General features: G+C 65.1%; 20 protein-coding genes and 2 pseudogenes. 5 read left to right on the top strand and 17 right to left on the bottom strand.

The window, feature by feature from the left end:
• Positions 1-151: 151 nt before the first annotated feature.
• Entirely contained in the window at positions 152-1441 is a 1290-nt protein-coding gene (locus EB75_RS12730) for a DUF2786 domain-containing protein (protein ID WP_073695744.1), read from the top strand.
• A 25-nt stretch (positions 1442-1466) separates the two neighbouring features.
• Here EB75_RS12730 and EB75_RS12725 read toward each other — a convergent pair whose 3' ends face one another.
• Positions 1467-2885 carry an SDR family NAD(P)-dependent oxidoreductase gene (locus EB75_RS12725; protein ID WP_073695743.1) on the bottom strand — a complete coding sequence of 473 codons (1419 nt, stop codon included), beginning with the start codon at positions 2883-2885 and terminating at the stop codon, positions 1467-1469.
• Positions 2886-2984: 99 nt separating this feature from the next.
• Between EB75_RS12725 and EB75_RS12720 the strand changes: the two genes are divergently transcribed.
• Positions 2985-3575 (top strand): TIGR03086 family metal-binding protein, encoded by a 591-nt coding sequence (locus EB75_RS12720; protein WP_073695742.1) that lies wholly within the window; start codon positions 2985-2987, stop codon positions 3573-3575.
• A gap of 99 nt (positions 3576-3674) precedes the next feature.
• On the opposite strand, the gene EB75_RS12715 is transcribed toward EB75_RS12720, so the two are convergent.
• The 12 genes and pseudogenes from EB75_RS12715 to EB75_RS30290 form a co-directional block, all read right to left on the bottom strand.
• On the bottom strand, positions 3675-4955 hold the full coding sequence (locus EB75_RS12715) for a type II toxin-antitoxin system HipA family toxin (RefSeq protein WP_064857932.1): 1281 nt from the start codon (positions 4953-4955) through the stop codon (positions 3675-3677).
• Positions 4955-5248 carry a helix-turn-helix domain-containing protein gene (locus tag EB75_RS12710; RefSeq protein WP_073695741.1) on the bottom strand — a complete coding sequence of 98 codons (294 nt, stop codon included), beginning with the start codon at positions 5246-5248 and terminating at the stop codon, positions 4955-4957. The genes EB75_RS12715 and EB75_RS12710 overlap by 1 nt, the downstream gene beginning before the upstream one ends.
• Positions 5249-5402: 154 nt before the next feature.
• Positions 5403-6572, bottom strand: a complete 1170-nt coding sequence (locus EB75_RS12705; RefSeq protein ID WP_073695740.1) for a Wadjet anti-phage system protein JetD domain-containing protein — start codon at positions 6570-6572, stop codon at positions 5403-5405.
• Positions 6569-9952, bottom strand: coding sequence for an ATP-binding protein (locus EB75_RS12700; protein WP_073695761.1), 3384 nt, complete (start codon positions 9950-9952; stop codon positions 6569-6571). The genes EB75_RS12705 and EB75_RS12700 overlap by 4 nt, the downstream gene beginning before the upstream one ends.
• A complete protein-coding gene (locus EB75_RS12695) occupies positions 9945-10538 on the bottom strand; it encodes a DUF4194 domain-containing protein (RefSeq protein WP_064857931.1) in 594 nt (197 codons plus the stop codon). Before EB75_RS12695 ends, EB75_RS12700 begins: the two co-directional genes overlap by 8 nt.
• A pseudogene (locus EB75_RS12690) lies at positions 10535-12000 on the bottom strand (DUF3375 domain-containing protein). The gene EB75_RS12695 and the pseudogene EB75_RS12690 overlap by 4 nt, the downstream one beginning before the upstream one ends.
• A 188-nt stretch (positions 12001-12188) precedes the next feature.
• Positions 12189-12389, bottom strand: a complete 201-nt coding sequence (locus EB75_RS12685) for a hypothetical protein (RefSeq protein ID WP_064857930.1) — start codon at positions 12387-12389, stop codon at positions 12189-12191.
• A gap of 318 nt (positions 12390-12707) precedes the next feature.
• Positions 12708-13301: a DsbA family protein gene (locus EB75_RS12680; protein ID WP_064857944.1), complete on the bottom strand. Its 594-nt coding sequence runs from the start codon at positions 13299-13301 to the stop codon at positions 12708-12710.
• A 96-nt stretch (positions 13302-13397) separates the two neighbouring features.
• The gene (locus EB75_RS12675) at positions 13398-14882 is read right to left on the bottom strand and encodes a SulP family inorganic anion transporter (protein WP_073695739.1); all 1485 of its coding nucleotides are present in this window, start codon (positions 14880-14882) and stop codon (positions 13398-13400) included.
• 29 nt (positions 14883-14911) lie between these two features.
• Positions 14912-15661: an ABC transporter ATP-binding protein gene (locus EB75_RS12670; RefSeq protein WP_061007257.1), complete on the bottom strand. Its 750-nt coding sequence runs from the start codon at positions 15659-15661 to the stop codon at positions 14912-14914.
• Entirely contained in the window at positions 15658-16545 is an 888-nt protein-coding gene (locus tag EB75_RS12665; protein ID WP_083612204.1) for an ABC transporter permease, read from the bottom strand. The genes EB75_RS12670 and EB75_RS12665 overlap by 4 nt, the downstream gene beginning before the upstream one ends.
• Before the next feature lie 28 nt (positions 16546-16573).
• Positions 16574-18024 (bottom strand): annotated as a pseudogene (locus EB75_RS30290) (ABC transporter substrate-binding protein).
• Between the two features lie 201 nt (positions 18025-18225).
• Here EB75_RS30290 and EB75_RS12655 point away from each other — a divergent pair.
• Together EB75_RS12655 and EB75_RS12650 are read left to right on the top strand one after the other, a co-directional pair.
• Entirely contained in the window at positions 18226-18594 is a 369-nt protein-coding gene (locus EB75_RS12655; protein WP_073695738.1) for a YidH family protein, read from the top strand.
• A complete protein-coding gene (locus tag EB75_RS12650; protein ID WP_073695759.1) occupies positions 18591-18911 on the top strand; it encodes a DUF202 domain-containing protein in 321 nt (106 codons plus the stop codon). The genes EB75_RS12655 and EB75_RS12650 overlap by 4 nt, the downstream gene beginning before the upstream one ends.
• Positions 18912-19032: 121 nt before the next feature.
• Here the strand turns inward: EB75_RS12650 and gyrB are convergent, their stop codons facing one another.
• From gyrB to EB75_RS12630, 4 genes are all read right to left on the bottom strand, one after another.
• Positions 19033-20952 (bottom strand): DNA topoisomerase (ATP-hydrolyzing) subunit B, encoded by a 1920-nt coding sequence (gyrB, locus tag EB75_RS12645; RefSeq protein ID WP_073695737.1) that lies wholly within the window; start codon positions 20950-20952, stop codon positions 19033-19035.
• Between the two features lie 64 nt (positions 20953-21016).
• Complete coding sequence (locus EB75_RS12640) at positions 21017-22369, bottom strand: arylsulfatase (RefSeq protein ID WP_073695736.1); 1353 nt, start codon at positions 22367-22369, stop codon at positions 21017-21019.
• 69 nt (positions 22370-22438) lie between these two features.
• A complete protein-coding gene (locus EB75_RS12635) occupies positions 22439-23143 on the bottom strand; it encodes a GntR family transcriptional regulator (RefSeq protein ID WP_073695758.1) in 705 nt (234 codons plus the stop codon).
• Between the two features lie 219 nt (positions 23144-23362).
• Positions 23363-24238 carry a formylglycine-generating enzyme family protein gene (locus EB75_RS12630; RefSeq protein WP_073695735.1) on the bottom strand — a complete coding sequence of 292 codons (876 nt, stop codon included), beginning with the start codon at positions 24236-24238 and terminating at the stop codon, positions 23363-23365.
• Positions 24239-24320: 82 nt separating this feature from the next.
• Here EB75_RS12630 and EB75_RS12625 point away from each other — a divergent pair, with 82 nt between their 5' ends.
• Positions 24321-25184, top strand: a complete 864-nt coding sequence (locus EB75_RS12625) for an NYN domain-containing protein (RefSeq protein ID WP_073695734.1) — start codon at positions 24321-24323, stop codon at positions 25182-25184.
• Positions 25185-25196 lie beyond the last annotated feature (12 nt).

The raw sequence follows: 25196 nt of genomic DNA, 5'->3' as shown, positions 1-25196 counted from the left end.
CATACCCGCGCTCAGCACCATCCCCCAGCTCCAGCGTTTCACCACGTGCCTGCGCCGCGCCGGCGACGCGGCCCGGTTGCACTGAACCGCACCGCGGCGGTGTGGGTGATAGTCGCGGCTACTTGTCGGACCGTTGCGCCAGACTCCCGGCATGAGCCGCCGTAACCGCCAGAAGCGCACCACCAAGCACCAGGACCGCCGCCGCACATCGCCCCGGCGAGAACGCCGGAGCACCGATCCCGGGTACGACCGGGCCGCCATCCTCGACCACCTCACCGCTGCCCTGTATAACTCAGCGCACTGCCCCGCCCACGACGCGGACTTCCACGCCGCCGAGCTACTGAACGAATTCCCCAGTCGGGCAAATGATCTCGACATTGCCTCCGAAGCGGCGCTGACCGACGCGATCGGCGTCGCGTGGCGAGTGGGGTGGTCACCCAACGATCTGCACGAGTTCGCCCGCCGCCGCCTCGACACGTCAGCAGCCGGCTATCTCGCCGAGGCCGTCGTTCGCGAGTCCCGGCAGTATCCCGTCTCCACCCTGCATCCCCGATGGCGCGCCGAACTCGCCGCGTTGCCCGCGACAGTCGTGCCCGGCGCTTGGCAGCTACGGGACTGGGCGGACAGGAACGCCATCGACCATCACGCGGCGTTGACCGTCATGCTCAAGGTGCTGCGGTTCCTGGGAACCCTCCCGAAACTCCAACCGTTGCTGCCGTTGCCCGGCGAGCACCAGCATGGCGCGATCGAGCCGAACACGGCCGACGCCAAAGCGCTCAGCCGGGTGCGCGCGCTGCTGGCCAAGGCTGAGGCCACCAACTTTCCCGAAGAAGCCGAAACCCTGTCGGCCAAGGCGCAAGAACTGATGAGCAGATACTCGCTGCACCACGCGATCCGCGACCACGAGCGCGGTCGCGCAGCCGAGGCGACCGCTCGCCGAATCTGGATCGACAATCCCTACGTCATCGCCAAGTCGGCATTGGTGCAGGCCGTGGCTACGGCCAACCGGTGTCGCATCGTGTGCGCGGAGAAGGTCGGATTCGTCGCCGTCATCGGTGCCGACTGCGACCTGGAATTCGTTGAGCTGCTTTCGACTTCGCTCTTGGTCCAGGCCAACCGTGCGATGCTGGCGGTGGGCCGCACAACCACCGGCGCGCAGGCCCGGACCCGCTCGTTCCGCCAGTCATTTCTCCTCTCGTACGCCGCACGCATCGGTGAACGCCTCACCGCCACCTCGACGACGGCGGCCACCGAACTGGACCTCGACAGGCTCCTTCCGGTGCTGGCAGCGCGCAGCCAGGCAACCGATGACCTCACCGACCGGCTCTTCCCATCGACGATCCCCCGCGTGATGTCGGCATCCGACGGCGCCGGATGGTCAGCCGGGCGTATCGCCGCCGACCTTGCCCAGCTGGATGTGCGCCGCCCGATCGCGGGGTGAGCAGCGCTCGGCCCAACGGGTATCCCTACCAAGGACTCTTCGCGTAATCCTTCAAGAAGCACCCGTAGAGATCCTCGCCCAATTCCCCGCGCACAATCGGGTCATACACGCGCGCAGCACCATCCACGAGATCCAGCGGTGCGTGGAAGCCTTCCTCGGCGAGCCGCAGCTTGGTGGGGTGCGGGCGTTCGTCGGTGATCCACCCGGTGTCGACGGCGGTCATGAGAATGCCGTCCTGCTCCAGCATCTCTCCCGCGCTCGTGCGGGTCAGCATGTTCAGCGCAGCCTTGGCCATGTTGGTGTGCGGATGCCCGGGTCCCTTGTAGCCGCGGCTGAACTGGCCCTCCATCGCGGACACGTTCACCACGTACTTGCGCCGCGCGGGCGAGGCGGCGAGAGCCGGGCGCAGCCGGCTGACCAGAATGAACGGCGCCGTCTGGTTGCACAGCTGCACCTCGAGCAGCTCCATCGCGTCGACCTCGTGCACCCGTTGAGTCCAGCTGTTGACGGACGCGGTGTCAGGCAGCAGCCCGCCCGCGTCGATCGCGAGGCCGGCGGCAATCCGCTCCGGTGACGCGCTACGGGCTTGCAGCGCAAGCGATGTCAGGGCGTGTGGGGCGGGGTGCTCGCCGAGACTCCCAGCCAGGGCATGCGGATGCGCGTCGCTGACGTGGTCGAAGGTGATGACGTCCACCAGCTCGGGTGGCGGCGTGCGCTCGGCCTCCACCAGCGCGGCGTACGAGCCCGGCGGGCGACGCACTGTCTGCGCCGCATTGTTGATCAGAATGTCCAGCGGCCCCTGCGCGGCCACCTCGTCGGCCAACGCGACCACCTGGGCCGGGTCACGCAGGTCGATCCCCACCACCCGCAGCCGGTGCAACCAGTCGGCGCTGTCCTCCATCGCGGCGAAGCGGCGCACCGCGTCGTTGGGGAACCGGGTGGTGATCGTGGTGTGTGCGCCGTCGCGCAGCAGACGCAGCGCGATGTACATGCCGATCTTGGCGCGCCCACCCGTGAGCAGCGCGGTACGCCCGGTCAGGTCGGTGCGGGCGTCCCGCTTGGCCCGGTTGAAGGCGGCGCATTCGGGACACAGCTGGTGGTAGAAGGCATCGACCACCGTGAAGTGGTTCTTGCAGATGTAGCAGTGCTGGGATCGCAGCAGCGTCCCTGCGGTGGCGCCGACCGCGGTGGACACCAGTGGTAATCCCTGCGTTTCGTCGTCGATCCGTCCCGGCGCGCCCGTGGCGGTCGCGGCGATGACGGCGCGATCAGCGGCCGCCACCCGGTCGCGTGCGGCGGCGCGGCGCTCCTTCTTCAATTCCTTGAACATCTTGGCGGTGGCCTGGCGTACGGCAATGGCGTCGGGATGCTCGGGCGGCAGCGCGCTCACCTCAGACAGCACCTTCAGGCAGGTGCTGAGCTGGTCAGGATCGATCGCGGTCACCGTGGAAGGGTACGGGGACGGGGCCGCAGCAGGCCAATTAGCGAACCGGCTGGCCCGATCCGTCGACCGATGTCGGTGCCTGCTCGTACCGTGGCCCTTATGAGCGAAGACACGACTCCCGAGCTTGGCGTGTTGGCTGTCGAGGCCCTCGACCTGCTCACCGCCGCCGTCCGTGACGTTCCCGCCGACCGCTGGGACGATCCGTCGATCCTGCAGGACTGGACCGTGCGCGAGTTGGTCGCGCACGCGACCGGCAGCGCCACCCGAATCATCGTGCTCGCCGAAGACGGCGAGCTCTGGGACGGCCCTTCCGCACCGTCGGACTGGATGTACGGCAACCCCGCCGATCAACTGAGCGCGTTGGCAATTCGGCTGCGCGACGCGCTACCCACCGCGGATCTCGATGCCCCGCGCAAGTCCCCGCAAGGCGAGGTTCCGCTGCGCCGCGCGCTGCTGTTCCCGATTGCCGATCTGGCCCTGCACACCTGGGATCTACGCCAGTCGCTGGGCGAGTCGATCGAGCTGCCCGACGACCTGCTCACCCTGTCCGAGGGGCTGGTCCACTCGGTGCCGGCGCAGATGCTCCGGCGCCCGGGCGCGTTCGGTCCGGAGCAGCCCGCGCCGGCGGGCGCGTCGCGCACCACCAAGTTGCTGGCGTTCCTCGGCAGGACCGTCAGCCCCAGTGCGTAAGGGCTCACCAGAGCCCTGGCGCATGAGTCGAGCGGTACCCGCGCCACAGACTGCGTCTCGCAGGGTCCAAACTTGTCCGGCCTGTCGAGGACGTCGCACTCAACTACTCAAGCTCGGCCTCCAGGTTCCAGCAATATGCTCAACAATCCGGTCCCCCATGCGTTTTGCCTCTGCCTGCGCACTCACCGGCAGCGAAGCAACCGCCCGCTCGAACGCACCAGGAAGTTGCTTTCGAAGTTCATCAACCCAAGCCACGGCCCGGTCCCCGGAGAGCCCGAGTCGACGGCCTACCGTGCGCCAATCAGAATTCGTAACGTCAAGCATCTTCCAGTGGTCACCGATTTTCATCGATGACAGCAGCCGCTGATGCTGGTCGTACGGTGCCGCCGACGCTACGTCATACAGGGGCGATACCTGCGCCCGCGCGCCAATGAGGACCAGCGAGTAGTTCTTAGCGTGAGCGTCCGTTCCGCCGATCAGCACGTTGTATGCCAGAGCTTTGAAGAAGCGCTCGGCATTGACCTCGCGGTCCTCGATCGGGAGCCTGGCGAGTAGATCCGCGATCTTGCCCACGCCCGGCCCTCCGTCGGACTGGTACTTCAAGCTGGGGTGTACCGACAATGCCTGGCACATGTCCTCTTGATGGACCCGGCGCCACGCGGTCCCGTCATGAAGCCGGTCGTAGCGCATCGAGATCAGTACCTGAACGTCAGCGATCTCGACTACCTCGGATCCAGCCGCAAGTAGACCAGCCTCACCGGCGGCGCTCAGACACAGCGCCTCGTTGATGTGGTGACGGGCATAACCAGCGATCGCAGGCTTGACGATCACGGTCGTCGGCGTGGCGTCACGCGGGATACCGAATCGCCCTGACGCCGGGTCACGGAACAGCGCTGCTTTTGGTTGGGCGCCGGCAAGACTCCAGCGCCCCCCGAATCTCCCTGGGTCCCAGTCGGATTGATGGGTAGCGAGGTCACGCACCAGCTCGGCGAAGTCGGTATCTCTGAGCCAGTCGATGTCACCGGTTCGATCACGCGCATCGGCCGGGTCGAGATCAGACGGAAGAATCTGAACTGCGCCGGCCGCATCGCGACCGACATGCGCGAGCAACGAGAACGGATTGTTCGGCGACACGTTGTACTCGCGTCCCCATCGCTGTCGCGCTCCTTCGCTGTCAGGCAGCAGGCCCTCAAGATATGCGCGGACCGCCTTGTCCCGGTGCCGCTTTGACAGGACCGGCAACGACAACGACAACGGCGTCGGATCACCTTGTTCGAGGTACTCGTCGTCGTAGCTGAAACTCAGCGCGCCCTGCGACGATTGCGCGGCCGTTCCGATAGGAGTTCCGTCAAGGTACACGCGTAACGTTCGAGTCGCCACTACGCCTTCTTCGGGCCGAAGAGCGCGTCAAACGGGTCACGGGGAACTTGCCGTTGCGATTTCGAAGGAGCTTTCAACGGTGTCCCGGAAACAGCGGCGTGGAGGTCAATACCAACGACACGCAGAGCGTCGAGAACCCGTTGCGCTTCGAGCCGCGGGTGCCCTTTCTCCAAACGAATTACCCAATCTCGGCTCGTGTGCAGTTGCGCCGCAAGATCGGCCTGCGTCATCCCGCGGGCGGTACGCGCCGAACGAACGAGCGCACCAAGATCACCCATCGTCTTGACTTGCATTTCGACACCTCATGTAGTCGTTCGACAACATCACAGATTGTAGCCGCTCGACAACATTCGCGAAAGATGCCGTTCGACAACTCTTCGCACTTCAGAAGCGGTGCGACTCGGCCACTCACGCACCAGCGGTGCACTGTAGGTCCCAGCTTCGAGCCTACGACTCTGCAGTGCGCTCCTGCGTGAGACGCAACCGCTGCTCGACCCAAGACCAGTCCACCCGCTCTTGCTCGAGGCGCACGCCGTCCCCCAACCCCCCTTCGACCAACTCGGAGTACAGGCGGTACTCGTCAGCAGTCAGTCGAGTGAGTAGCGATTTTGCCGGACGATCCTCACTCACCCAACGATCGCGGTGCGTCAGCAGGGTCTCCCGGTCCATCAGCACCGAGCGCGCGCTTGGCAGCCAGGCCCGCAGACGATCGAGTATCGCGAATCCATGCGTGTCGATGTCACCCCAGTAAATGACGTCTGCACCGGCCAGCCACTGCAGCTTCCCGGCATTGTCGACATCGAAACCCTTGCCCCAGATCACCACACCATTTGGAGGTACCGCAGCGCTGAGATAACTGATCTCGTTCTCGATGATCAGCGCAACATGCGGTTGCACGTCCAACTGCGCCAGTTCGTCGGTCCGTGCTGCAACCTCAGTCAGCGGTACCGGAAGGCCCAACGACGACGAAAGGCGCAACCGCAGAAGACTGGGCTTGGCCCGCAGGCCCAAATCAGCCAGAAATCCGCCAGGCGATGACGAAACACCAAGCATTCCAGCCAGATCGGACCGATAACGCTCGGCGAACTTGGTATCGACCCCGGGGGCGCTGAGCTCCCGCAGATATCGCTGTGAGTGCCTGTGACCGTCCAGCCACTCGTACGCTGCGACCAAGCGCGGCATCTCCGATACCAGTGACAGAGCACGGTGCGGGTACGAAGCAATCCAGTCACGGACAGGCTTATGCTGCGCCGTCAGCGTCAGCAGTCTATCGAAACGGCGGACTGTCGCCACCACGCCAAGCAACGTCCAAGCCTGTTCGTACGAAGAAACCACCGCGCGGATAGGTACTGCATTGCGACCAATCTGTCTGCCGCCGACGGTCTTCCATTCCAGCGCGTAACGGACGTCGTTGCCGCGACCACCGTCCAAGGCCACGACCCAATCACGCGCGGCAGCGATGTCGTCACCGATCTGAGCAAGCGTGGGGCCGCGCAGCGGCACCTCGATCGGCGCGAACGGCTCGGCGTTGGCGTAGCTCCGCAGTAGCGACCCGTCATCCCACCGACGCCTGACCCGTGCGGCTACATCCTCAGCCGAGGTCCAAGCAGCGTTCATACCGAGGATCCGTCACGACGGCTGCGGTACTCCTCGATTGTCATGGTCTGTAGCCGGGAGTATGTACCGCCCGGATTATCCACGATCCCAATGGCTTTCACATACGGCTCGATCACGTGCACCTTCTGCAGCGGCGTAACAATCAACAGCTGCAGCCCCAGCGTCGCGAACAACTCCAGCGCATATCGCGTGGAGACATCCGAACCGCGTCCGAACGCCTCGTCGATCACCGCGAATCGGAAGTCACGCGACCGTGAGACTCCCCATTCGAGGCCGAATTGGTAGGCCAGTGAGGCCGCCAGAATCGTGTAGGCAAGCTTCTCTTTCTGCCCCCCGGACTTGCCGTCCGAGTCGCTGTAGTGCTCCCACTCGACGTCTGTTTCCACGTCGCGTTCGGAGGCCGAGAAGACGAACCAGTTGCGCACGTCGGTTACCCGGCGGGTCCAGTTCTTGTCCGATTCAGCGTAACCGTCCCGCCCACGGAACCGCTCGATGATCCTCTTCACATCCAGGAACCGCTGCTCCGAGTACTGGTCGCCGTCGACAGCCAGCATGTCGTTGGTCAGGCTACGCAGATCCGAACGGAACTGTGCGACATCCTGATTAGTGGTGGGTTCCTTCTCCAACCGAATGAAGCGGCCCGGGTTGTATGGCACTGCGCCGAGCGCATCGTTGATCCGGTCGACTCGCTCATCGATGGCTGACGCCTGCCGCCCCAGCCAGTTATTGAACCCGGCGAGTTCTTGGATGGCGTTCTTATTCAGCTGTTCTTTGAATTCGCTCTCGAAACGCGGCAAGTCGTCGGTAGCGACGCGGTCACGAAACGCGAGGAAGTCGCCGCGAGCAGCTACAGTTGCGTCCATATCGGCGCGCTGCTCGGGCCACCGACGCAGCACCTCGCTCATGTACTGAGTCAGGTTCAGCGCGTGGCCACTTAGTTGACCAGAAAGCCGCTCGATGCGTCGATGCAGGTCCGCTGACAGTGTCGTCTCGATTTCGGCACATTGCGCTGCCTGTTTGGGCCGGCGTTCCCCGAGGCGTTCGTCGAGTGCGTGGTACGACGCCCGGGCGGTTTCCAGTTGACGCTCCGGCTGAGCAGCGACGAAATCGTCGTCCCGCGCACGGTCTTGCTTCGCGCGCTGCACGGACGCCGCCGTGGTGGCGAGCCGCCCGGTGATCTCCCTGCTCAGTTTCGTTGCGGCAGAGGACTGCTCAGCATTGTGTTCCAGCGCCAGGGTGATCTCTTCCAACCGCGACGAACCGGACTGCAAACGGACACGTTCGGCGTCATGTGCCGCGGCACGCGACGCAGCCTCGTCGACATCAAGGTCGGCCCACGAGCGGAACCCCTCGACGCGCAGGAACGCATCGAGCCGTTGCTGCAGCGCCTCCCTCTGCTCGCCCAACTGCGTAGCAACATCGGTTGCCTCCGAATGCTCCTGTTGCAGCTCGGTCAACTCGTTGCGCAGCGCGGCAATCTTGCGTTCATTGATCCAGCCCAGCACCCAGCGCCGCGGATCGTCGACGCGGTGTCGATCGTCCTTTTCGTGCCGGTCACCCGAGCGCACTTGTCCCTCACGGGTGACGGCGCGGGGATGATTGCGGAACTCATCGAGTGTCGCCGCGCAACGAAAGTTGGCCCGCTTCATCAGCTCGTGGCGGAGGTATTCCGTGAATGGCCCTTCCCGCACATCGATGCAGTCAGCCAGCAGCAGCCCATCCTCGACCGTCGGCTGCAGCCGTACCCGGTGCGCCGGTACTCGCTCGTAGACCAACTTGGCTCCCCGCCCCGCAACTGTGAGACTGCGTCCATTCACCCATGCGGCGACAGCGTCATAATGTCGTTGCGGCACCAGCAGGGACAGCGCAAACCCCCGGAGCACGCGTTCGGCAGCGCCTCGCCATTGCGAGTGCTCGTCGTCTACGTCGAGAAGCTCCCCGGCATAAGGTAATTCCCCCGGCGTCAGATTCAGCGCGGAACACAATTCGGCCCGGATGGCCACTTGTTCATGCGGCAGGTTGTTGGTGCGCTGTTCCAGGCTGCCGATCTCCCCTGTAAGGACCTCGCACTTTCGTCGAATTTCTCGCTCCCGTCCGATCGCGTCGACAACGGCCGTGTCCATATCGCGCTTCCGATTGGTCAAGCGGGGACGTTCGGCGCCAACCAACGTTGACAGCGCGGCGAACGCCCGCTCGTCGGAGACCGAGTCCAGGCCAGCGTCAGAGACGGCGGCATCAAATAGGACCCTGGTCTGTTGGCGTGCTTCTGTTTGAGCGCGTGCCTCGGCGGCCAGTCGTTCCAGCTCTCCGATCCGATCCCCACCCGCCTTCGCGCGCTGTTCGATCAGGGATTCACGTTCGTGGTTTAGCCGTCGCTGCTCCGATTCGGCCGCATCCTGCTGCGCCCACAGGGCCGCGCCCTCTGCCTCGAGCCGCGTGATCTCCGCAAAGAGCAGACCGGACCGAAGTTCTGCGATGTACGACCTGACTGCGGACCGTTCATGATCGAGTCCGTCGCGTTCGGCAAGTGCAGCGTCGTACTTGGCCGCCGTTTCCACGATAGGTTGGAGAGCCTCGAGCTGCTCGCGGGCCCGCTTGACGGCGTCGTGAGCCTTGGATAGGTCGTCGAAGTGTCCGATGATGTCACGAACCCGGTCAGTCGAGTCACTCGGTTCCAACATGTGATCACGGACGAAATCATTGAGGTTGCCAACGGATTTCATCGACACTGTCTGATGGAACAGCTCTAGTGCCTGGTCCGATCGGATACCGAGCAGACGACGCAACGAAGTCGCGTACTTGGGAAACTCGTCGAAAATTTCCGCGCCTGCCGCCCTCAGGCGTCGGCGCAGCGCGCGCAAGTCAGTACCAAAATCAGCGAAATCACCGGCGACCGACAGCTCTTTGATCGCGGTCACGAAGAACCGATACGGCTGACCGGTACTCTCGCGTTGCTGAAACACTTGGGCCAGCGTGACCGTCTCGTCGTAGCCGTGATTGTGGAAGACACCGAGAATCACCGAGTAGGTGCGCTTGTTCTCACGCAAGCCTTTTGGGCGGGATTTGCCAGTGGTCTCGTTGCGCTCGGACTTGTAGTGACCCTCGACGTAGGAGCGCAGCGTACGTTCCTTGGCGTCTGCACCGGCGGCCTTGTTGTAGGCGGCCTTGTGCGAGGGAACAAGTAAGGTCGTGAGCGCGTCGACTATCGTTGACTTGCCTGAGCCGATGTCACCGGTCAACAGCGCCGTATCGGTACCGGGCGTGAAGCGCCATACGTGGTCGTCGAAGGTTCCCCAGTTATAGACTTCGGCGTATTGCAGCCGGTATCCGGCTCGCTGTCCATCAACGAGTTCCACTGCGTCGGAGAGAGTTTCACTCACGGTTCGCTCGCTCATCGCCGACAGGAAGCCCTGCGTACTCGCGCAGCTTGCCGGCGAAGTCGGCTAGGGTCTGTGCATCGACGTAGGCCTTGAGGATGCGCCGCACCTCCCAATGATCGCGCTGACCGCGGAGCTGTCGCAGGAACCCGAGCTCGGCAGCCTTCTTGATTGTGGCCTCTGCTCGGTCGACAACACGGGCATCGTTCGTGGATTCCGCTTGGAACAGTCGCAGCAGTTCAACGATCTGGTCAGTGCTGAGAACCAATCTTCCCTCACCACCACTGGTTTCGAATTCAACCAGGCGTTTGCGCAACAGGACTAACAGCAGGCTGACGTTGTAGGTGAGCGCCCGCCGGCGCACCAGACGCGGTAGCGCCTCCACACCTTCTTCCTCCGACCGCGAACGCAGGTATGCGTAACCCTCGGCCTCATCAGTAACGACGTCGACGCCAATGGTGGCGAAATGGTCACGCACACCGGCACCCTGACGTTCTAGGACCAGCCAGGTGTCCTCGTCGGAGGTGCGGTAGACGACACCCTGCATTAGCCGGATGATGGTGGCCGCGACATCACGGTCCGTACTCATCGCCGTCGCACCGTCACTTTAGGTAGTCTGGCGCGCTTGATGAGGTCGGAATCGGCAACGTCCACGTATTCCAGAATGGTCTCCTCGGTCTCATCCATGTCGATGCTCACATCCTCATCGTTCAGCGCAAGGTAGCCGACGATCTCGGCCGCACCCTGTTCAATCGGGTGAGCAGCGATCACATCGGATAGCAGTGCTGATGTATTGCGAGGTAGCACAGCGCGGATAGTCTCGGCCAGTCGTACCTGGTCGATGTACGTCTGGTCGAACAATAGTGCGGCGTCGACCTGCTCGGTGGCTTCGCTTATTTGACTCTCGACAGCAACCGCCACCGGCGGCTGATACAGCGGACGCTCGAAGGGCAGTGCGATTTCGATGCCCGGCTCGTCGACCTCGAGACCGAAGGACGGCGGGTTCCTGCGCACCTCAAGGGCGGCCGTCTCCACTGCCCGGACGAGGCCCAACACACGGCGGTTCTCCAGCCAGACTTGATCGTCGAGAAAACGTCGCAGCTGTTCGGAGATCTGCCGGACCGTGCGCTGCGCCCTGTCGGCGGCCTCCGACCAGTCATGGTGGATTCCCTTGACGCTGTTGCTCCGCTGATCGGGTTCGATCGCGTCGAGAGCGGTAACCTTGGCCAGCAGATCGGCCAGCTCTGTCTGGCGTTGTTCGAGAGCAAGAAGTCATAGAACGCTTGAAAGCTGCGTCCTTGATCCGAGCCGGCGATCTCCGAGCGGCTACCAACCAACTCCGCGAGCAATTCGCCCTTAGCTCCTTCCCAAGCCGCGATCTTCTCGCGCGCGGCTCGATCCAACAACCGGAAATTGTCTTCGACTTCGCGGAAATCCGCCAGCAGTTCGCGGGCCGTTGCCGACAACTGCTGATAGCGGTCACGTACGCCGGTGGCGTCCAACATGGGGACGTTGCCCGCTTCAATCGATGCGATCTCCGCATCGAGTTCAGCTCTGCGCCGACGCAATTCAGCCGTCCGCACTTCGGGTTGAACTTCGGTTCCGTGCACAATCTGACGCAGTAGTTCGACAACGGTGTGCAATCTCGATTCGGTGCCGACGAAGGACCGCCCCCGCAGATTGAGAACCCAGGAATAGGACTTCTCGAATGCCGGTGTCACCTCGTAGTGAACCTCGTCGTCGCCTGGTGGGTAGAACCGCCGCAGGTATCCAGCCTCCGTAGCCGCCCAATCTTCCAGATAGGCGCGCGGCTCCTTGGGGTACCGGGCCTCGTCGGCATTCAGCGCATAAAGATGCTCATCGAGCGCACCGGCGACCTCGCTGGCAGAGCACGCGCCACGATTGCCCTCGACGAAGAACTCCCCTAGGAAGGACAGGATGAGCGTGGCATTGCCTGCACGCAGCAGCCGCCAGGCAGGATGCCGCTCCCGCAACGCACTGACCTCTTGATAGTCCACGCTATCGAGGGTAGGCAGGCGCACCGACAGCATCACACCGTTGCCCAAAATCTACGCTCGGTAGCCCGCACACATCAGACCGGAATCGACCCATACCTTCCGTTGACACCGAGGTGTTCATCGCGAAGTAGCCGACCTGCACCCTGTGCACACACCACCACTCAAGCTGCGTAAGGCCGCCCCGTCGATGACAGGGGCGGCCTCAGCGGTGACAGAAAGTCTCAGCGGTGGTTGTGCTGGTGGTGGTGATGCACCGGGCTGCCGGGCTGCGGGGCGTTCTGCTGGTGCGGGAACGCATGGTGGGTACCAACCGGGCTGCTGGCGGTCGTGACGTCGGCGTGTGCGGTGGCGGCACCGAGGAAGATGACGGCCGGCGCGGCGGCGAGGGCGAATCCGGTGGCGATGCGGCGGGTGATGTTCATGTCGACTCCTTTGGTGGATAAGGCTTTTCAAGTTCTTTCCGGTGTGTTCCGGTGTTGAACTAAGAATGCCGCGCACAGCAGTCGAGCTGTATCCGCCGACCGGCCCCTCCGTCGGGTGAAAGTCCTGTCCCCCGATCAGGGGACAAGAACCGGCGCCAAGACGACCTGGTCGGATCGGCAGGCTCTACGCCGAACGTGGCGCGTGCTGAGGCGCCACGCCGCGACGGACCATGCCAAGCGCCACACTCGACATAGGAAGCCAGGACAACCACTGTCCCAGACGAGCCCTCCGCGCGCGTCGGAGCCGTCCTCTACCGGTCAGGCCGGCAACCGGCTCAGCCACTCCTCGTCGTTGACGACCTGCCCATCGATGACCACCAGCGGCACGCCCGGCTCCGGGAACTCGTGCAAGAGCTTGAGGTTGTTGGCGGCGATGACTTTGGAGTCATAGCCGACGGGCAGGCCGAGCCGGATCAGGTCCTGCGCCGACTGCGGGGCGCCCGCGCGGCCCGCCAGCTCGGCCAACTGGTCGTTGCTCAGGTCCGTGTCGCCGCCTTCACGCGGCTGGTTCTCCTTCGCGAAAATCTGCTGGATGAAGCGCCACGCGACATCACTCGACTTCGACTCGCCGGCCGCGACGAAGGCCGCGTAGATCGCACGCTGGTCGTATGTGCCACTGGCCGAATACTTTTCGAGGAAGTTCACGAATCGCACGTTCACCCGCAGCGCGCCGTTGTCGATGCGCCGCCCCAGCTCCTCGCCGTCGGACCGGATCAGCTTGCCGCTGAACGGGCAGATGGGGTCGAGGTAGAGGTCGATCTGTCCGAGCGCGTGCGGGTCACCGATGGAGATGACGTCCCCGGCGGGCGCGGCCGCGGCAGCGTGCGCCTGGCCGGCAATCGGTCCGCCCATGAGCAGTCCGATCAGCAGCCCGACCACGACACCGAGGACACCTCGCCAGTTCACGTTCACGCCTCCATAATGGCGCAACGGCGCAGCCCCCGGCCGCTAAACCCCAAGACGTCCCGACAACCGATTCAGCCGGTCCGCGCTCGCGTCATCGAGCCCGATGAACCGCACCGTCTTGCCCCGCGATGCGTACTTCGTCCGGATCGCATCCAGCGTCGCCACCGACGAGGCGTCCCACACCGCGGTGCCCGACAAGTCCACGACGACGTCGGCGGGGTCACCCGCGTAGTCGAACTGATGAATCAGGTCATTGCTCGATACGAAGAACAGGTCGCCGCTCACTCGATACATCCCCGGTTCCACCGAGGACACCGAGGTGAAATGCGCGACCCGGCGGGCGAACGCCACCATCGCGGCCAGCACCCCGAGCGCGACGCCGATCGCCAGGTTTCCGGTGGCGACCGTCGCGCACACTGTGATGGCCATCACAAGAGTTTCGCTGCGCGGCAACACTTTCAGCGTCCGCGGCGCCACGCTGTGCCAGTCGAAAGTGGCGACGGAGACCACGATCATCACCGCGACCAGGGCCGCCATCGGAATCCGTCCGACCAGGTCCCCGAGGGCCAGCACGAGGATCAACACGAACACCCCGGTCAGCAGCGTCGAGAGCCGCGTCCGGGCGCCGGCGATCTTGACGTTCATCATCGTCTGCCCCACCACCGCGCAACCACCCATGCCGCCGAACAGCGCCGTCACCACGTTGGCGATGCCCTGCCCGCACGCCTCGCGGGTCTTGTTCGACGGAGTGTCGGTGATGTCGTCGACGAGCTTGGCCGTCATCAACGATTCGAGCAGCCCGACCAGCGCTGCGCCCACCGCGTACGGCGCGATGATCTGCAGCGTCTGCACGGTGAATGGAATATCCGGAATGCCGGGCAGCGGCAGCGAATCCGGCAGGGCCCCTTGATCTCCCACGTTGGGTACGTGCCACCCGAAGGCCACGACGGCGACCGTCAGCACCAGCACCACGACCAGCGGCGGCGGCACCGCGGTGGTCAGCTTGGGCAGCAGCACCATGATCGCGATGCCCGCCGCGGTGAGCGGATACACCAGCCACGGCACGTCGATCAGATGCCGGAGCTGGGCGACGAACACCAGGATCGCGAGCGCGTTGACGAAGCCGACCATCACGCTGCGCGGGATGAACCGCATCAGCTTGGCGACTCCGAGGAACGCCAGCAGCATCTGGATCACCCCGGCCAACGCGATGGTGGCGACCAGATACCCGACGCCGTGTTCGTGGGCCACCGGCGCCACGACCAGTGCCACCGCCGCCGTCGCGGCCGACACCATGGCCGGGCGTCCCCCGGCGAACGCGATGGTGATGGCCATCGTCACCGACGAGAACAGCCCGACGCGAGGATCGACGCCCGCGATGACGGAGAAGGCGATGGCCTCCGGGATCAGCGCCAGCCCGACGACCAGACCGGCCAGCACCTCGGTGCGCAGCACGGCGGGTGACAGCAGCGACTGTCGCTCGGGGCGGGATGCGGGCGCGCGGAACCCAGGCAGGGTGATGCTCATCGAATCTCCTTGACGGGAAGCCAGTTTGGTCAGGCGGCCGGGCGATGACCGAGGAAGTCCAGGATGTCGCGGCGGCGCCGCTGGTAGGACTCCTCGAATTGCGCCTCGGGGGTGCGGGGTTGCTCGATGGTGATGACGTCGGCGACGGTGGCGGGCCGGTGGCTGAGCAGGACGACCCGGTCGGCCAGCAGCAGCGCCTCGTCGACGTCATGGGTGACGAACAGCAGCGTCATCTTATGTTGCTCCCACACCGACATCAGCAACTGCTGCATCTCCAGCCGCGTCTGCGCATCGAGCGCGCCGAACGGCTCGTCCATCAACATGACCCGCGGCTTGCAGGCCAGGGTGCGGGCCAGCTGCACCCGCTGCCGCATGCCACCCGACAGCTGACTCGGCAGATGGTGCAGGTAAGCACCGAGGCCGACCTGCTCGAGCCGCGCCGTCGCCGTCTCCTTGAGCTCCTTGCCGCGCACGCCACGGAGCTTGAGCGGGAACTCGACGTTCTTGAGCGCGCTGCGCCACGGGAACAGCGCATCCTCCTGAAACACCATGGCGCACTGTGCCGCATTGCCGGTGACGGGTGCGCCGTCCACAGTGGCAGTGCCGCCCATGGGCTTGAGCAGCCCGGCCAGCGCCCGCAGGATGGTCGACTTGCCGCAGCCGGACGGCCCGAGGAAGACGACCACTTCGCCGCCCTCGATGGCCAGGCTGATGTTGGCCGCGACGACACCGTTGAAGCCCAGTTGCAGCTGCTGCAGATCGACAGCGCCGGCGCTCATCGGGCGGCCCTCGGCAGCCAGCGGTTGACCCGCCGTCCGACCCGCTCCACCAGCCACGCGGTGCCGAGGCCCAGCGCACCGATGGAGATCATGCCGACCACCACGCCGGCGTAATCGAGCAACCCGTAGGCCTGCCAGGTGTAGTAGCCGATGCCGTACTGGCCCGAGATCATCTCCGCGCTCACCACGCAGATCCACGCCACACCCATCGCCACCGAGAGTCCGGCGAAAATCCCCGGCAGCGCACCCGGGATGATCACGTGGAGCAACAACGACATTCGCCCGGCACCCATGGTCTGCGCGGCTTCCTCCCACACCTTCAGCATCGAGTCCATGGCGTGGATGGTGCTGACCACCACCGGGAAGAACGCGGCGAAGAACGTGATGAACACAATGCCCTGCTCGCTGGACGGGAACAGCAGGATGGTGAGCGGTACCAGCGCGATCGCCGGGATAGGCCGGATCAGTTCGATGAACGGCCGCAACGTCATTCGGGCGATCTCCGAGCGGCCGATCAACACACCCAACCCGATGCCGATCACCGCCGCAAGACCGAAGCCCAGCAGAATGCGCTGCAGGCTGGCCAGTAGGTCGTCGTAGAAGCCGCTCGAACTGGCCCGCGCCATCAGCGTGTGGAACACCGCCTCCGGTGCCGGCATCCGGTTGAAGCGCAACCAGGCGACGACGTTGTGGGCGGTCAGCAGATGCCACAGCGTCAGGAAGACGGCAATCGGGATGAGCGGCAGCAGCAGTGCCGGGACCCGTCGTGCGGCGGACGTCGACAGCAGGTCGGCCATCCTGTGCCGCACAGGCTTTCCGGTCCGGTTCGCCGGTGACCACAGTCGAGGGACGGCCAACGTGGGTCTGGTCATGAGCTCGGTCATGCGTTTCCTTTCTCTCCTGATGGTGTGATCAGCCGGCGGTGCGGGACTGCCCGATGGCAGCGGCGTAGCCGACGGAGACTGCTTGTGGGTGATTGGTCCGGTAGGTATCGGCGCCGGCGGCAGTGGCGAAGGGCTTGTACCGCTGAGTCGGCGGCACGGCCGGATCAGCAAGCCAGACAGCGTGATCGGCGAAGATCCGAAGTCCGGTCAACGTGTCGGGTACATAGGCGGCCCGGACGTGCGGTGTCGCAGCCAGCCGGCGCAGCAGACAGGTCGGGGTGACGGAGACCGCGGTGGTGCTGCCGGACGTCCACACTTCGGAGGCCTGCGCCGTGTCGTTGACCGGTAGTCCGCACACGTCGTCGAATCCGGTGAGCGTCATCGGATTGGCGACACTGGCCTGCCGCTGCGCGTAGTCGGGTCCGAACAGCTGCCGCAGGTATCCGTCGTTGACGAAGTTGGGGACGTCGAAATCCTTGGTCACCGCGCCACGTCCGACCAGGTAGGCCTTGATCGGCTTGAACGCCGCGAGCACCTGGTCCTTGAGCGTCATGTCGAAGCTCACGAAGCCGTTGGGGCCGTTGTACAGATAGATCACCTCGGGCTCGATCCCGGTCAGCGCACTGACCCGCAGGGCGGCCTTGAGCGGATGGGCGACGATCTCGTCGGTGGTGCGCTTCATGGCCCGCAGGAACGCCGCCATCACCTCGGATGGCCGTCGACGAACTGCCGGCGCGCGACGACACCGTGGAAGGTCGGCACATTGTTGTCACCGCCGTCGTAGAGCAGCCGGCCCTGGTTGCGGTAGATCACCAGTTGTGGCCACGGCACGAACTGCGCGAGGGCGTCGACCTGACCGCCGTCGATGGACGACGCTCCGACTGACGGATCCTGGTTGACGACGTGCAGTGAGTCCTTGCTGATGCCAACGGTTTTCACCGCGGTGGACAACATGCCGTCGCCGGCCGATCCGAGGCTGGTGGACACCTTCTTGCCGGTCAGATCGGCCAGGGTGCGCGCCGACGAGTCCGACCGCACCACCACCTGATTGAGCGATCCGCGCAGGTTGTAGCCGGTGGTGGCGACCAATTCCGTTGCCGCGTCATCGTATTTGTGGGTCTTGGAGCCGTTGGTCAGCAGCGGGTAGTCGCCCATCGATCCGATGTCGACGTGGGTGGCGATCATCTGCGCCGTCAGCGGAGCGCCGGACGCGAAGTCCTGCCAGACCACCCGGTACTTCGTGTTGGTGGTCGCGCCCAATTGCTTGAGCTGGTTCTCGAAGTCACCACGATCGCGCAGCAGCGTGCCGGCGTTGACCGTGTTGATGGTCTTGGATTGATAGCCGACGTTGACGACGACGGTGGGTTCCGACAGCAGGCCACAGCCCGTCAGCAGTTGGGCCCCACCAACCGTGAGCGCGGTCAGCAGAGCAACCGAGCGGGCCTGACGCGGGCTGCCAGTGCGCTGTTGCTTGTCCATGTCCACAAGGGTCAACCGTTTCTGTTACCTCGCTGTCATCTGAGGTTGCGCGGTAGTTACGCCATCTGCGCGGGCTGAAACCGCAGGTCAGATGGGGATTCGCCGCGATTGCGCCGCGCCGCCGATACCGCGAATTAACACCTTGTTACGCCACCTCCGCCGCCCTGGCACGACACAGAATTATCGGAAAGTCTTGTAGCCATGGACATTTCGAGCGTGACGTCCGCGCGTACCCCGATCGAGCCCGACTACCGGTTCACCCTCGCCAATGAGCGCACGTTCCTGGCCTGGCAACGCACGTCGCTCGGACTCATGGCCGCCGCGGTGGCGGTCGTGCAGTTCATGCCGGAATTGGCCATACCGGGCCTTCGGCATGTCCTGGGAGTCGGAGTCGGCGCCATGGCGGTATTGACGGCGGTCGCGGGACTGCGGCGCTGGAGCCAGGTGGACCGCGCCATCCGGCACGACGAGCCGCTACCGCAAGCCTCCGGCCCCACCTTGCTGACGACGGGTCTGGCGCTGATCGGACTGATCACCGTCGTGCTGGCACTGTGCGCCACGGTGCGATGACACTCACCCAAGATCGCGGGCTGCAGGCTGAACGGACGGCACTGGCCTGGAGCCGCACGGGGCTGGCGATCGCCACCTCGGGTGTTCTGGTGTTGCTACGCAACGTCGATACGTTCAACGGTGGTCACGACGCGACCCGGATCATCCTTGTCGCCGCGGTCGCGGTGCTCGCCGCTGTGGTGTGCGGGTTCGGCGTGAGCCGGCGCCGGCAGTTGGCCCGCGGGCACTATTTCGCGATGCGTTGTCTGCCCGCCGTCGGACTCGCGGTGATCGCCGAGGGCGTGCTGGTCCTGATGTACCTCATGCCGCTCGGCTAGCGTTGTTCACACCCGTCACTGCAGCCACTGGCTGTCTTTACCCACATGACTTCGGAACTCGGTATCGCCGGTGATACCGGGTTCCGAAGTCGTGTCGACCACCTCAGACGGGTACCCCTGATCAGACGTCCAGAAACCGAATGTCCCTGGCGTTGCGCACGATAAAGCTCCGGCGGGCTTCGACGTCCTCACCCATGAGGATCGAGAACAGCTCGTCGGCCGCGGCAGCGTCATCCAGGGTGACCTGACGCAGCACCCGGACCGACGGATCCATGGTCGTCTCCCACAGCTCCTTGGCGTCCATCTCGCCCAGACCCTTGTAGCGCTGGATGCCGTCGTCGGTGTTGATGCGCTTGCCGGCCTTCTTGCCGGCTTCCAGCAGGCCGTCGCGCTCCCGGTCCGAGTACGCGAATTCCGGTTCGCTGCGTTGCCATTTCAGCTTGTACAGCGGCGGCTGCGCCAAGAACACATGACCATGCTCGATGAGTGGTCTCATGAAGCGGAACAACAAGGTGAGCAGCAGGGTCGAGATGTGCTGGCCGTCGACGTCGGCGTCGGCCATCAGCACGATCTTGTGATAGCGCAGCTTCGAGATGTCGAATTCGTCGTGGATACCGGTGCCCAGGGCCGTGATGATGGCCTGGACCTCGTTGTTCTTCAGCACGCGGTCGATGCGGGCCTTCTCGACGTTGATGATCTTGCCGCGCAGCGGCAGGATCGCCTGGAACATCGAGTCGCGGCCACTCTTGGCCGAGCCACCGGCCGAATCGCCCTCCACCACATACAGTTCCGACCTGCTCGGATCGGTGGATCGGCAGTCCGCCAGCTTGCCGGGCAGACCACCGATGTCCGTCGCGCTCTTACGCCGCACCAACTCCCGCGCCTTACGCGCGGCCACCCGCGCCTGCGCCGACGACGCCACCTTGGTGACGATGACCTTCGCCTCCGCCGGATTCGCCTCGAACCAGTGCGTCAGCTCCTCATGGCAGACCTTCTGCACGAACGAGCGGATGGCCGCGTTCCCGAGCTTCGTCTTGGTCTGCCCTTCGAATTGCGGCTCAGCCACTTTCACGGAAATGATCGCGGCCAGGCCCTCCCGGATGTCGTCACCGGTGAGATTCGGGTCTTTGTCCTTGAGCAGCTTCTTGTCTTTGGCATACCGGTTCACCACGCCCGTCAGCGCCGCGCGGAAACCCTCCTCATGGGTGCCACCCTCATGCGTGTTGATGGTGTTCGCGAACGTGTGCACCGACTCTGAATACCCGGCGTTCCACTGCATCGCGATCTCGACCTCGCAGCCGGCCCCCGTGCCGTCGAACGCGATGATGCTCGGCTGGATGGACTCTTTCACGCGGTTGATGTGGCGGACGTAGTCGATCAACCCGCCAGGGTGATGGAAGACGCGGGTCTCCGCGCCGGGTTGGCGGTGGTCCGTCAGCGACAGCACCAGCCCCTTGTTCAGGAATGCCATCTCCTGAAGCCGGCGGGCAATGGTCTCGGCGTTGTACTCGGTGGTCTCGAAAACCTCTGGGTCCGACCAGAATCGGACGGTGGTGCCGGTCCGGGTGGACGGCGGCCCCTTCTGCAGGGTGCCGGGCACCGAGCGGTCGTAGTGCTGGAACCATTCGTACCCATCCCGGTGGATGAGCACCTCCAGCCGCGTCGACAACGCGTTGACCACCGAGACGCCGACGCCGTGCAGGCCGCCCGACACCTGGTAGGACTCGCCGTCGAACTTGCCGCCCGCGTGCAGCTGGGTCATCACCACGTCGACGGTCGGAATCCCGTTGGCGTGCATGGCAACCGGGATGCCGCGACCGTCGTCACTGACCTCGACGCCGCCGTCGGCGAGCAGCGTGACGTCGACGCGGCTGGCGTGGCCGGCCATGGCCTCGTCGACGCCGTTGTCGACCACCTCCCACACCATGTGGTGCAGGCCGCGCTCGCTGGTCGACCCGATGTACATACCCGGACGCTTCCGGACGACGTCGAGCCCTTCGAGGATCGTGATCGATTGGGCGCCATAGCTTTGATCGGACACTGCTGATCCCCTCGGATAGGGAAGCCCTGCCCCGTGTGGGGCAGGGCTTCGGTAGTACTGGCTGCTACTGGGTGCGGGCGGGGACGAAATCGATGGGCGCCCCGGCCGGAATGAGCTGTTCGGTCTCGACGCTGGCGTCGAACTCCTGGATGAACCGGTAGGCGTGTTGCATCACCCACCACCGCACCCACGTCTGGTTGACGGCCTCGCGTTCCTTCGGGTCCTCGAGGAGGTTGGTGATGCGGGCGAAGCCGAGTGGAATTTCCGGGTCATGGAAGTGCTGCTGACGCTTGAAGTTGATCTTGAACTGCGACCACTTCACCGCGTGCAGCTCCTCGTTGAGCCAGACCATGCAGCCGTCGCGCTTGGATTCCTCTGCCCCGCCGAAGAATTCACGCTGATCGATGCCGTCGATGATGCGGTCGTCGGGCACGTCGCAACCCACCCAGCGCAGCAGCGTCGGGAACATGTCGGTGACGTGCACCATCTCGTTGCTCTCCCGCACCGGCACATGACCGGGCCACCGGATGAGGCACGGTGTCCGGATGCCGCCCTCGGCCGAGCTGAAGTAGGAGCCGTCGAAGAAGCCCGCGGTACCCCGGCCGGCCAGGTGATCCTCGGCGCCGTTGTCGCCGGCCATGATCACGATGGTGTTGTCCTCGATGCCCAGCTCTTTGAGGTAGTCCAGGATGCTGCCGAAGTCGTGGTCGAGCATCAGCAGCGAGTCACCCCAGTTGCCGTTGGTGCTCTTGCCCTTGAACTCCGGGCGGACTTCCATCGGGAAGTGCATCAGCGAGTGGTTGTGGTACAGGTAGAACGGCTTGCCCGCATCGACGCTGCGCTTCATGAAAGCTTTTGCCCGGCGGTCGTATTCGCCGTCCACCTCGCCCTTGAGCTTCACCGTCAGCTGCTGGTCGGTGGTCTTGACGCCGCCTTCTTTGGTGCCGTCGTACATGTAGGAGTAGCCGTCGCGCTCGGCCTTGTACCAGGGGTCGTCGGGCCACAGGCACTCGTCATAGGTGCGGGCCGGGCCGTACCACTCGTCGAATCCGTGGTCGGTCGGCCAGCGGCCGTCCTCGGCGCCGATGTGCCACTTCCCGAAACACGCCGTGGCGTAGCCGGCTTCGGACAGGATGTCGCCCATGGTCCGCTCCCACGCCACGATGCCGCCACCGTTGCCGCCGAGCGCGATGGTGTGGTTACCGGACCGGATCGGGTACCGCCCGGTCATCAACGCCGAACGGGTGGGGGTGCACTGCGGTTCGACGACGAAGTGCGACAGCTTCAGCGATTCGGCGGCGAAGGCGTCCATCCGGACCGTGTCGGCCCCGCGCAGGATGCCGCCGCCGTAGCAGCCGAGCTCCCCCATGCCGAGATTGTCGACGTGAAAATAGACGATGTTGGGTTGTTCGGGCATGGTTGTACTACCTCTCTATCGATTGTGTTAATCGGTAAGGGGATTGGGTGATGTGAGTGCAGGTGCCGGCTACGGTGGCGGCGGTGCGGAATCCCTTGCGGCGGTGGTGATCAACGAGCAACGGTCGCCGCGGTAGCGCACCGTCTCGAGGTCGAAGGGTGTGCCGTCTTCGAGGTGGGTCAGCCGGTGCAGCAGCAACAGCGGTGCGCCGGGACGGATTTGGAGCAGTTTGGCGGTGTCCGCATCGGCCGAGACCGATTCCACGGTGATCTCGGCCCAACCCAGCCGCATCCCCAGTTCGGTTTCGATCAACGCGAAGACGTCCTGGTCGGCCAGATTGGCGTCGACCGGGATGGCCCCGATCCGCAACGACGTGGTGTCCAGCGACAACGGCACCCCGCCCACCGACCGCAGGCGTTCGATGAAGAGGATCGGTGCGCCCTCGGCCACTTGGAGTTTCGCCGCCACGAACGGCGAGGCGACGGACTCTCGCGCCGAGAGCACGGTGTTCTCCACCGGAAGTTGATGCCCGGCAAGCGATTCGGCCAGACCTTCCAATCGGTCGATCCGCTGACTGAGCTTCGCACCCGTGACGAACGTTCCCGCGCCCTGCACCCGGGTGATCAGCCCCTCGCCGCGCAGGAGCTCCAGGGCCTCGCGAATTGCGTTGCGGCTCACGCCCAATTCGGCGGCCAGCTCGTTCTCCGGTGGCAGCATAGGGCGCGCCGCGGCCAGGCCGCCGTACACGCCGTCGAGGATCTGACCCCGCAGCACATCGCGCGCCCACCGGGCCGCATCGGCGCGGGTGCCCGCATACTCCCGGGCCGCAGGACGGGGAAAGTCCTTCGGCGGGATGTGCGGGCGGCGGGTCATGAACTCACTGTGCCACCGATGGCGACAGGTGGCGATACGTACCGTGTTACGCCACCTGCATACACGTAAAGCCCTAGGCCAGGGACTATGCGACGGCGTTTGGCCGCCGCTTTCGCCACCTCAATCGGCGATACACCGGAAGCCGATGTGCGATGTCGCGCTGTCCTGCGACTGCGACGACCGCGCCGCCGGCCGGTAACGGTGGCAGTACTCCGGCGCGCACAGGTGCGAACCGCCCTTGAGCGTCTGCATCACCGACGGATCCCCACCGGGCGGCGGACAGCAGCCGGATACTTCCGGAGCGCCGCTGTGCCGCGGCGTGTACCGGGTGGTGGTCCACTCCCACACGTTGCCGATCATGTCGACGAGGCCAAAACCGTTGGGCGGGAACAGACCGACGGGTGTCGTGCCCACCCAGCCCAGCGCACCGGTGTTGTGATACGGGAACTGGCCCTGCCAGGTGTTGGCCATCAACTGCCCGTCCGGCCGAACGTCGTCACCCCAGGCGTAGGCCGTGGTCGCGCCCGCGCGGGCGGCGTACTCCCATTGCTCTTCGGTCGGCAGCCGCCTGCCCGCCCACGCCGCGTACGCCGCGGCGTCCGGGTAGGCGACCTGGACCACCGGGTGGTCCAGCCGGTCGGCGATCGACGACTCCGGGCCGAACGGGTGCTGCCAGGACGCCCCGGGAACCCACGCCCACCACTGCCGCCAATTGCGCAGATCCACCGGGCCGGCGGTGGGATGGAAAACCAACCCTCCCGGAATCAGCTCGTCAGCGGGCACACCGGGGAACGCGGCCGGATCCAGCTCCTGTTCGGCGACGGTCACATATCCGGTCTCGGCGACGAATTCGGCGAACTGACCGTTCGTGACCGGATGCCGCTCGATCGAAAACGGCGCGACCGTCACCTCATGCACCGGCGCTTCCTCGGGGTAGAAGTCCTGCGATCCCATGCGGTACGACCCGCCCGGGAGGTCGATCAGTTCGGTGAGCATCCCGACAGGTTATGCACATCGCCCCCGCATGCGCGTGGCGAGTTCCGCGTCATTCGTCGCGCCGATAGACCACACTGGGCCCATGACGGACACCGCCGCGACGCGTGTCGCGGTCTACCTCGACTTCGACAACATCGTCATCTCCCGCTACGACCAGGTCCACGGCCGCAACTCGTTTCAGAAGGACAAGGCCAAGGGTCTCGAACCGGACAAACTCACGCAGGCCACCATCGACGTCGGCGCGGTGCTCGACTTCGCTTCGTCCTTCGGCACATTGGTGCTCACCCGGGCGTACGCGGACTGGTCCGCCGACGTCAACGCGGGCTACCGGCAGCAGCTCGTCGGCCGCGCCGTCGACCTCGTGCAGCTGTTCCCCGCCGCGGCGTACGGCAAGAACGGCGCCGATATCCGGCTCGCGGTCGACGCCGTCGAAGACATGTTCCGGCTGCCCGACCTCACCCACGTCGTGATCGCCGCCGGCGACTCCGACTACATCCCGCTGGCCCAGCGCTGCAAGCGCCTCGGCCGGTACGTGGTCGGCATCGGAGTGGCGGGATCATCGAGCCGGGCACTCGCCGCGGCGTGCGACGAGTTCGTCACCTACGACTCGCTGCCCGGCGTCCCGGCGCTCGAACCCTCCACAGACCCGGCGCCGCCACGACGCGCCCGCCGCAAGACCGAGCCAGACGAACCTGAACTGCCCGACCCCCAGACTTCCGCCACTGCCCTACTGACGCGTGCGCTGCAGATCGGGTTGGAGAAGGACGACGTCGAATGGCTGCACAACTCCGCGGTCAAGGCGCAGATGAAACGCATGGATCCATCGTTCAGCGAAAAGTCCCTGGGGTTCAAGTCTTTCAGTGATTTCCTGCGCTCGCGCACCGATGTCGTCGAGTTGGACGAGAGCTCAACGACACGCCTGGTGCGGCTACGCAGCGCGCAATAGGGCCGGCCCGCC

This window comes from Mycobacterium sp. ST-F2 (assembly GCF_001905655.1).
Classification (GTDB): Bacteria; Actinomycetota; Actinomycetes; order Mycobacteriales; family Mycobacteriaceae; genus Mycobacterium.
The sequence above is the reverse complement of the archived record's forward strand: the minus strand, read 5'-3'. Positions and strand labels throughout refer to the sequence as shown.

Excerpts from the sequence above, each read along its gene's own strand:
- EB75_RS12730 (WP_073695744.1), top strand. The coding sequence starts at position 152 with ATGAGCCGCCGTAACCGCCAGAAGCGCACCACCAAGCACCAGGACCGC.
- EB75_RS12720 (WP_073695742.1), top strand. The coding sequence starts at position 2,985 with ATGAGCGAAGACACGACTCCCGAGCTTGGCGTGTTGGCTGTCGAGGCC.
- EB75_RS12710 (WP_073695741.1), bottom strand. The coding sequence starts at position 5,248 with ATGCAAGTCAAGACGATGGGTGATCTTGGTGCGCTCGTTCGTTCGGCG.
- EB75_RS12705 (WP_073695740.1), bottom strand. The coding sequence starts at position 6,572 with ATGAACGCTGCTTGGACCTCGGCTGAGGATGTAGCCGCACGGGTCAGG.
- EB75_RS12695 (WP_064857931.1), bottom strand. The coding sequence starts at position 10,538 with ATGAGTACGGACCGTGATGTCGCGGCCACCATCATCCGGCTAATGCAG.
- EB75_RS12685 (WP_064857930.1), bottom strand. The coding sequence starts at position 12,389 with ATGAACATCACCCGCCGCATCGCCACCGGATTCGCCCTCGCCGCCGCG.
- EB75_RS12680 (WP_064857944.1), bottom strand. The coding sequence starts at position 13,301 with ATGGGCGGACCGATTGCCGGCCAGGCGCACGCTGCCGCGGCCGCGCCC.
- EB75_RS12675 (WP_073695739.1), bottom strand. The coding sequence starts at position 14,882 with ATGAGCATCACCCTGCCTGGGTTCCGCGCGCCCGCATCCCGCCCCGAG.
- EB75_RS12670 (WP_061007257.1), bottom strand. The coding sequence starts at position 15,661 with ATGAGCGCCGGCGCTGTCGATCTGCAGCAGCTGCAACTGGGCTTCAAC.
- EB75_RS12665 (WP_083612204.1), bottom strand. The coding sequence starts at position 16,545 with ATGACCGAGCTCATGACCAGACCCACGTTGGCCGTCCCTCGACTGTGG.
- EB75_RS12655 (WP_073695738.1), top strand. The coding sequence starts at position 18,226 with ATGGACATTTCGAGCGTGACGTCCGCGCGTACCCCGATCGAGCCCGAC.
- EB75_RS12650 (WP_073695759.1), top strand. The coding sequence starts at position 18,591 with ATGACACTCACCCAAGATCGCGGGCTGCAGGCTGAACGGACGGCACTG.
- EB75_RS12640 (WP_073695736.1), bottom strand. The coding sequence starts at position 22,369 with ATGCCCGAACAACCCAACATCGTCTATTTTCACGTCGACAATCTCGGC.
- EB75_RS12630 (WP_073695735.1), bottom strand. The coding sequence starts at position 24,238 with ATGCTCACCGAACTGATCGACCTCCCGGGCGGGTCGTACCGCATGGGA.
- EB75_RS12625 (WP_073695734.1), top strand. The coding sequence starts at position 24,321 with ATGACGGACACCGCCGCGACGCGTGTCGCGGTCTACCTCGACTTCGAC.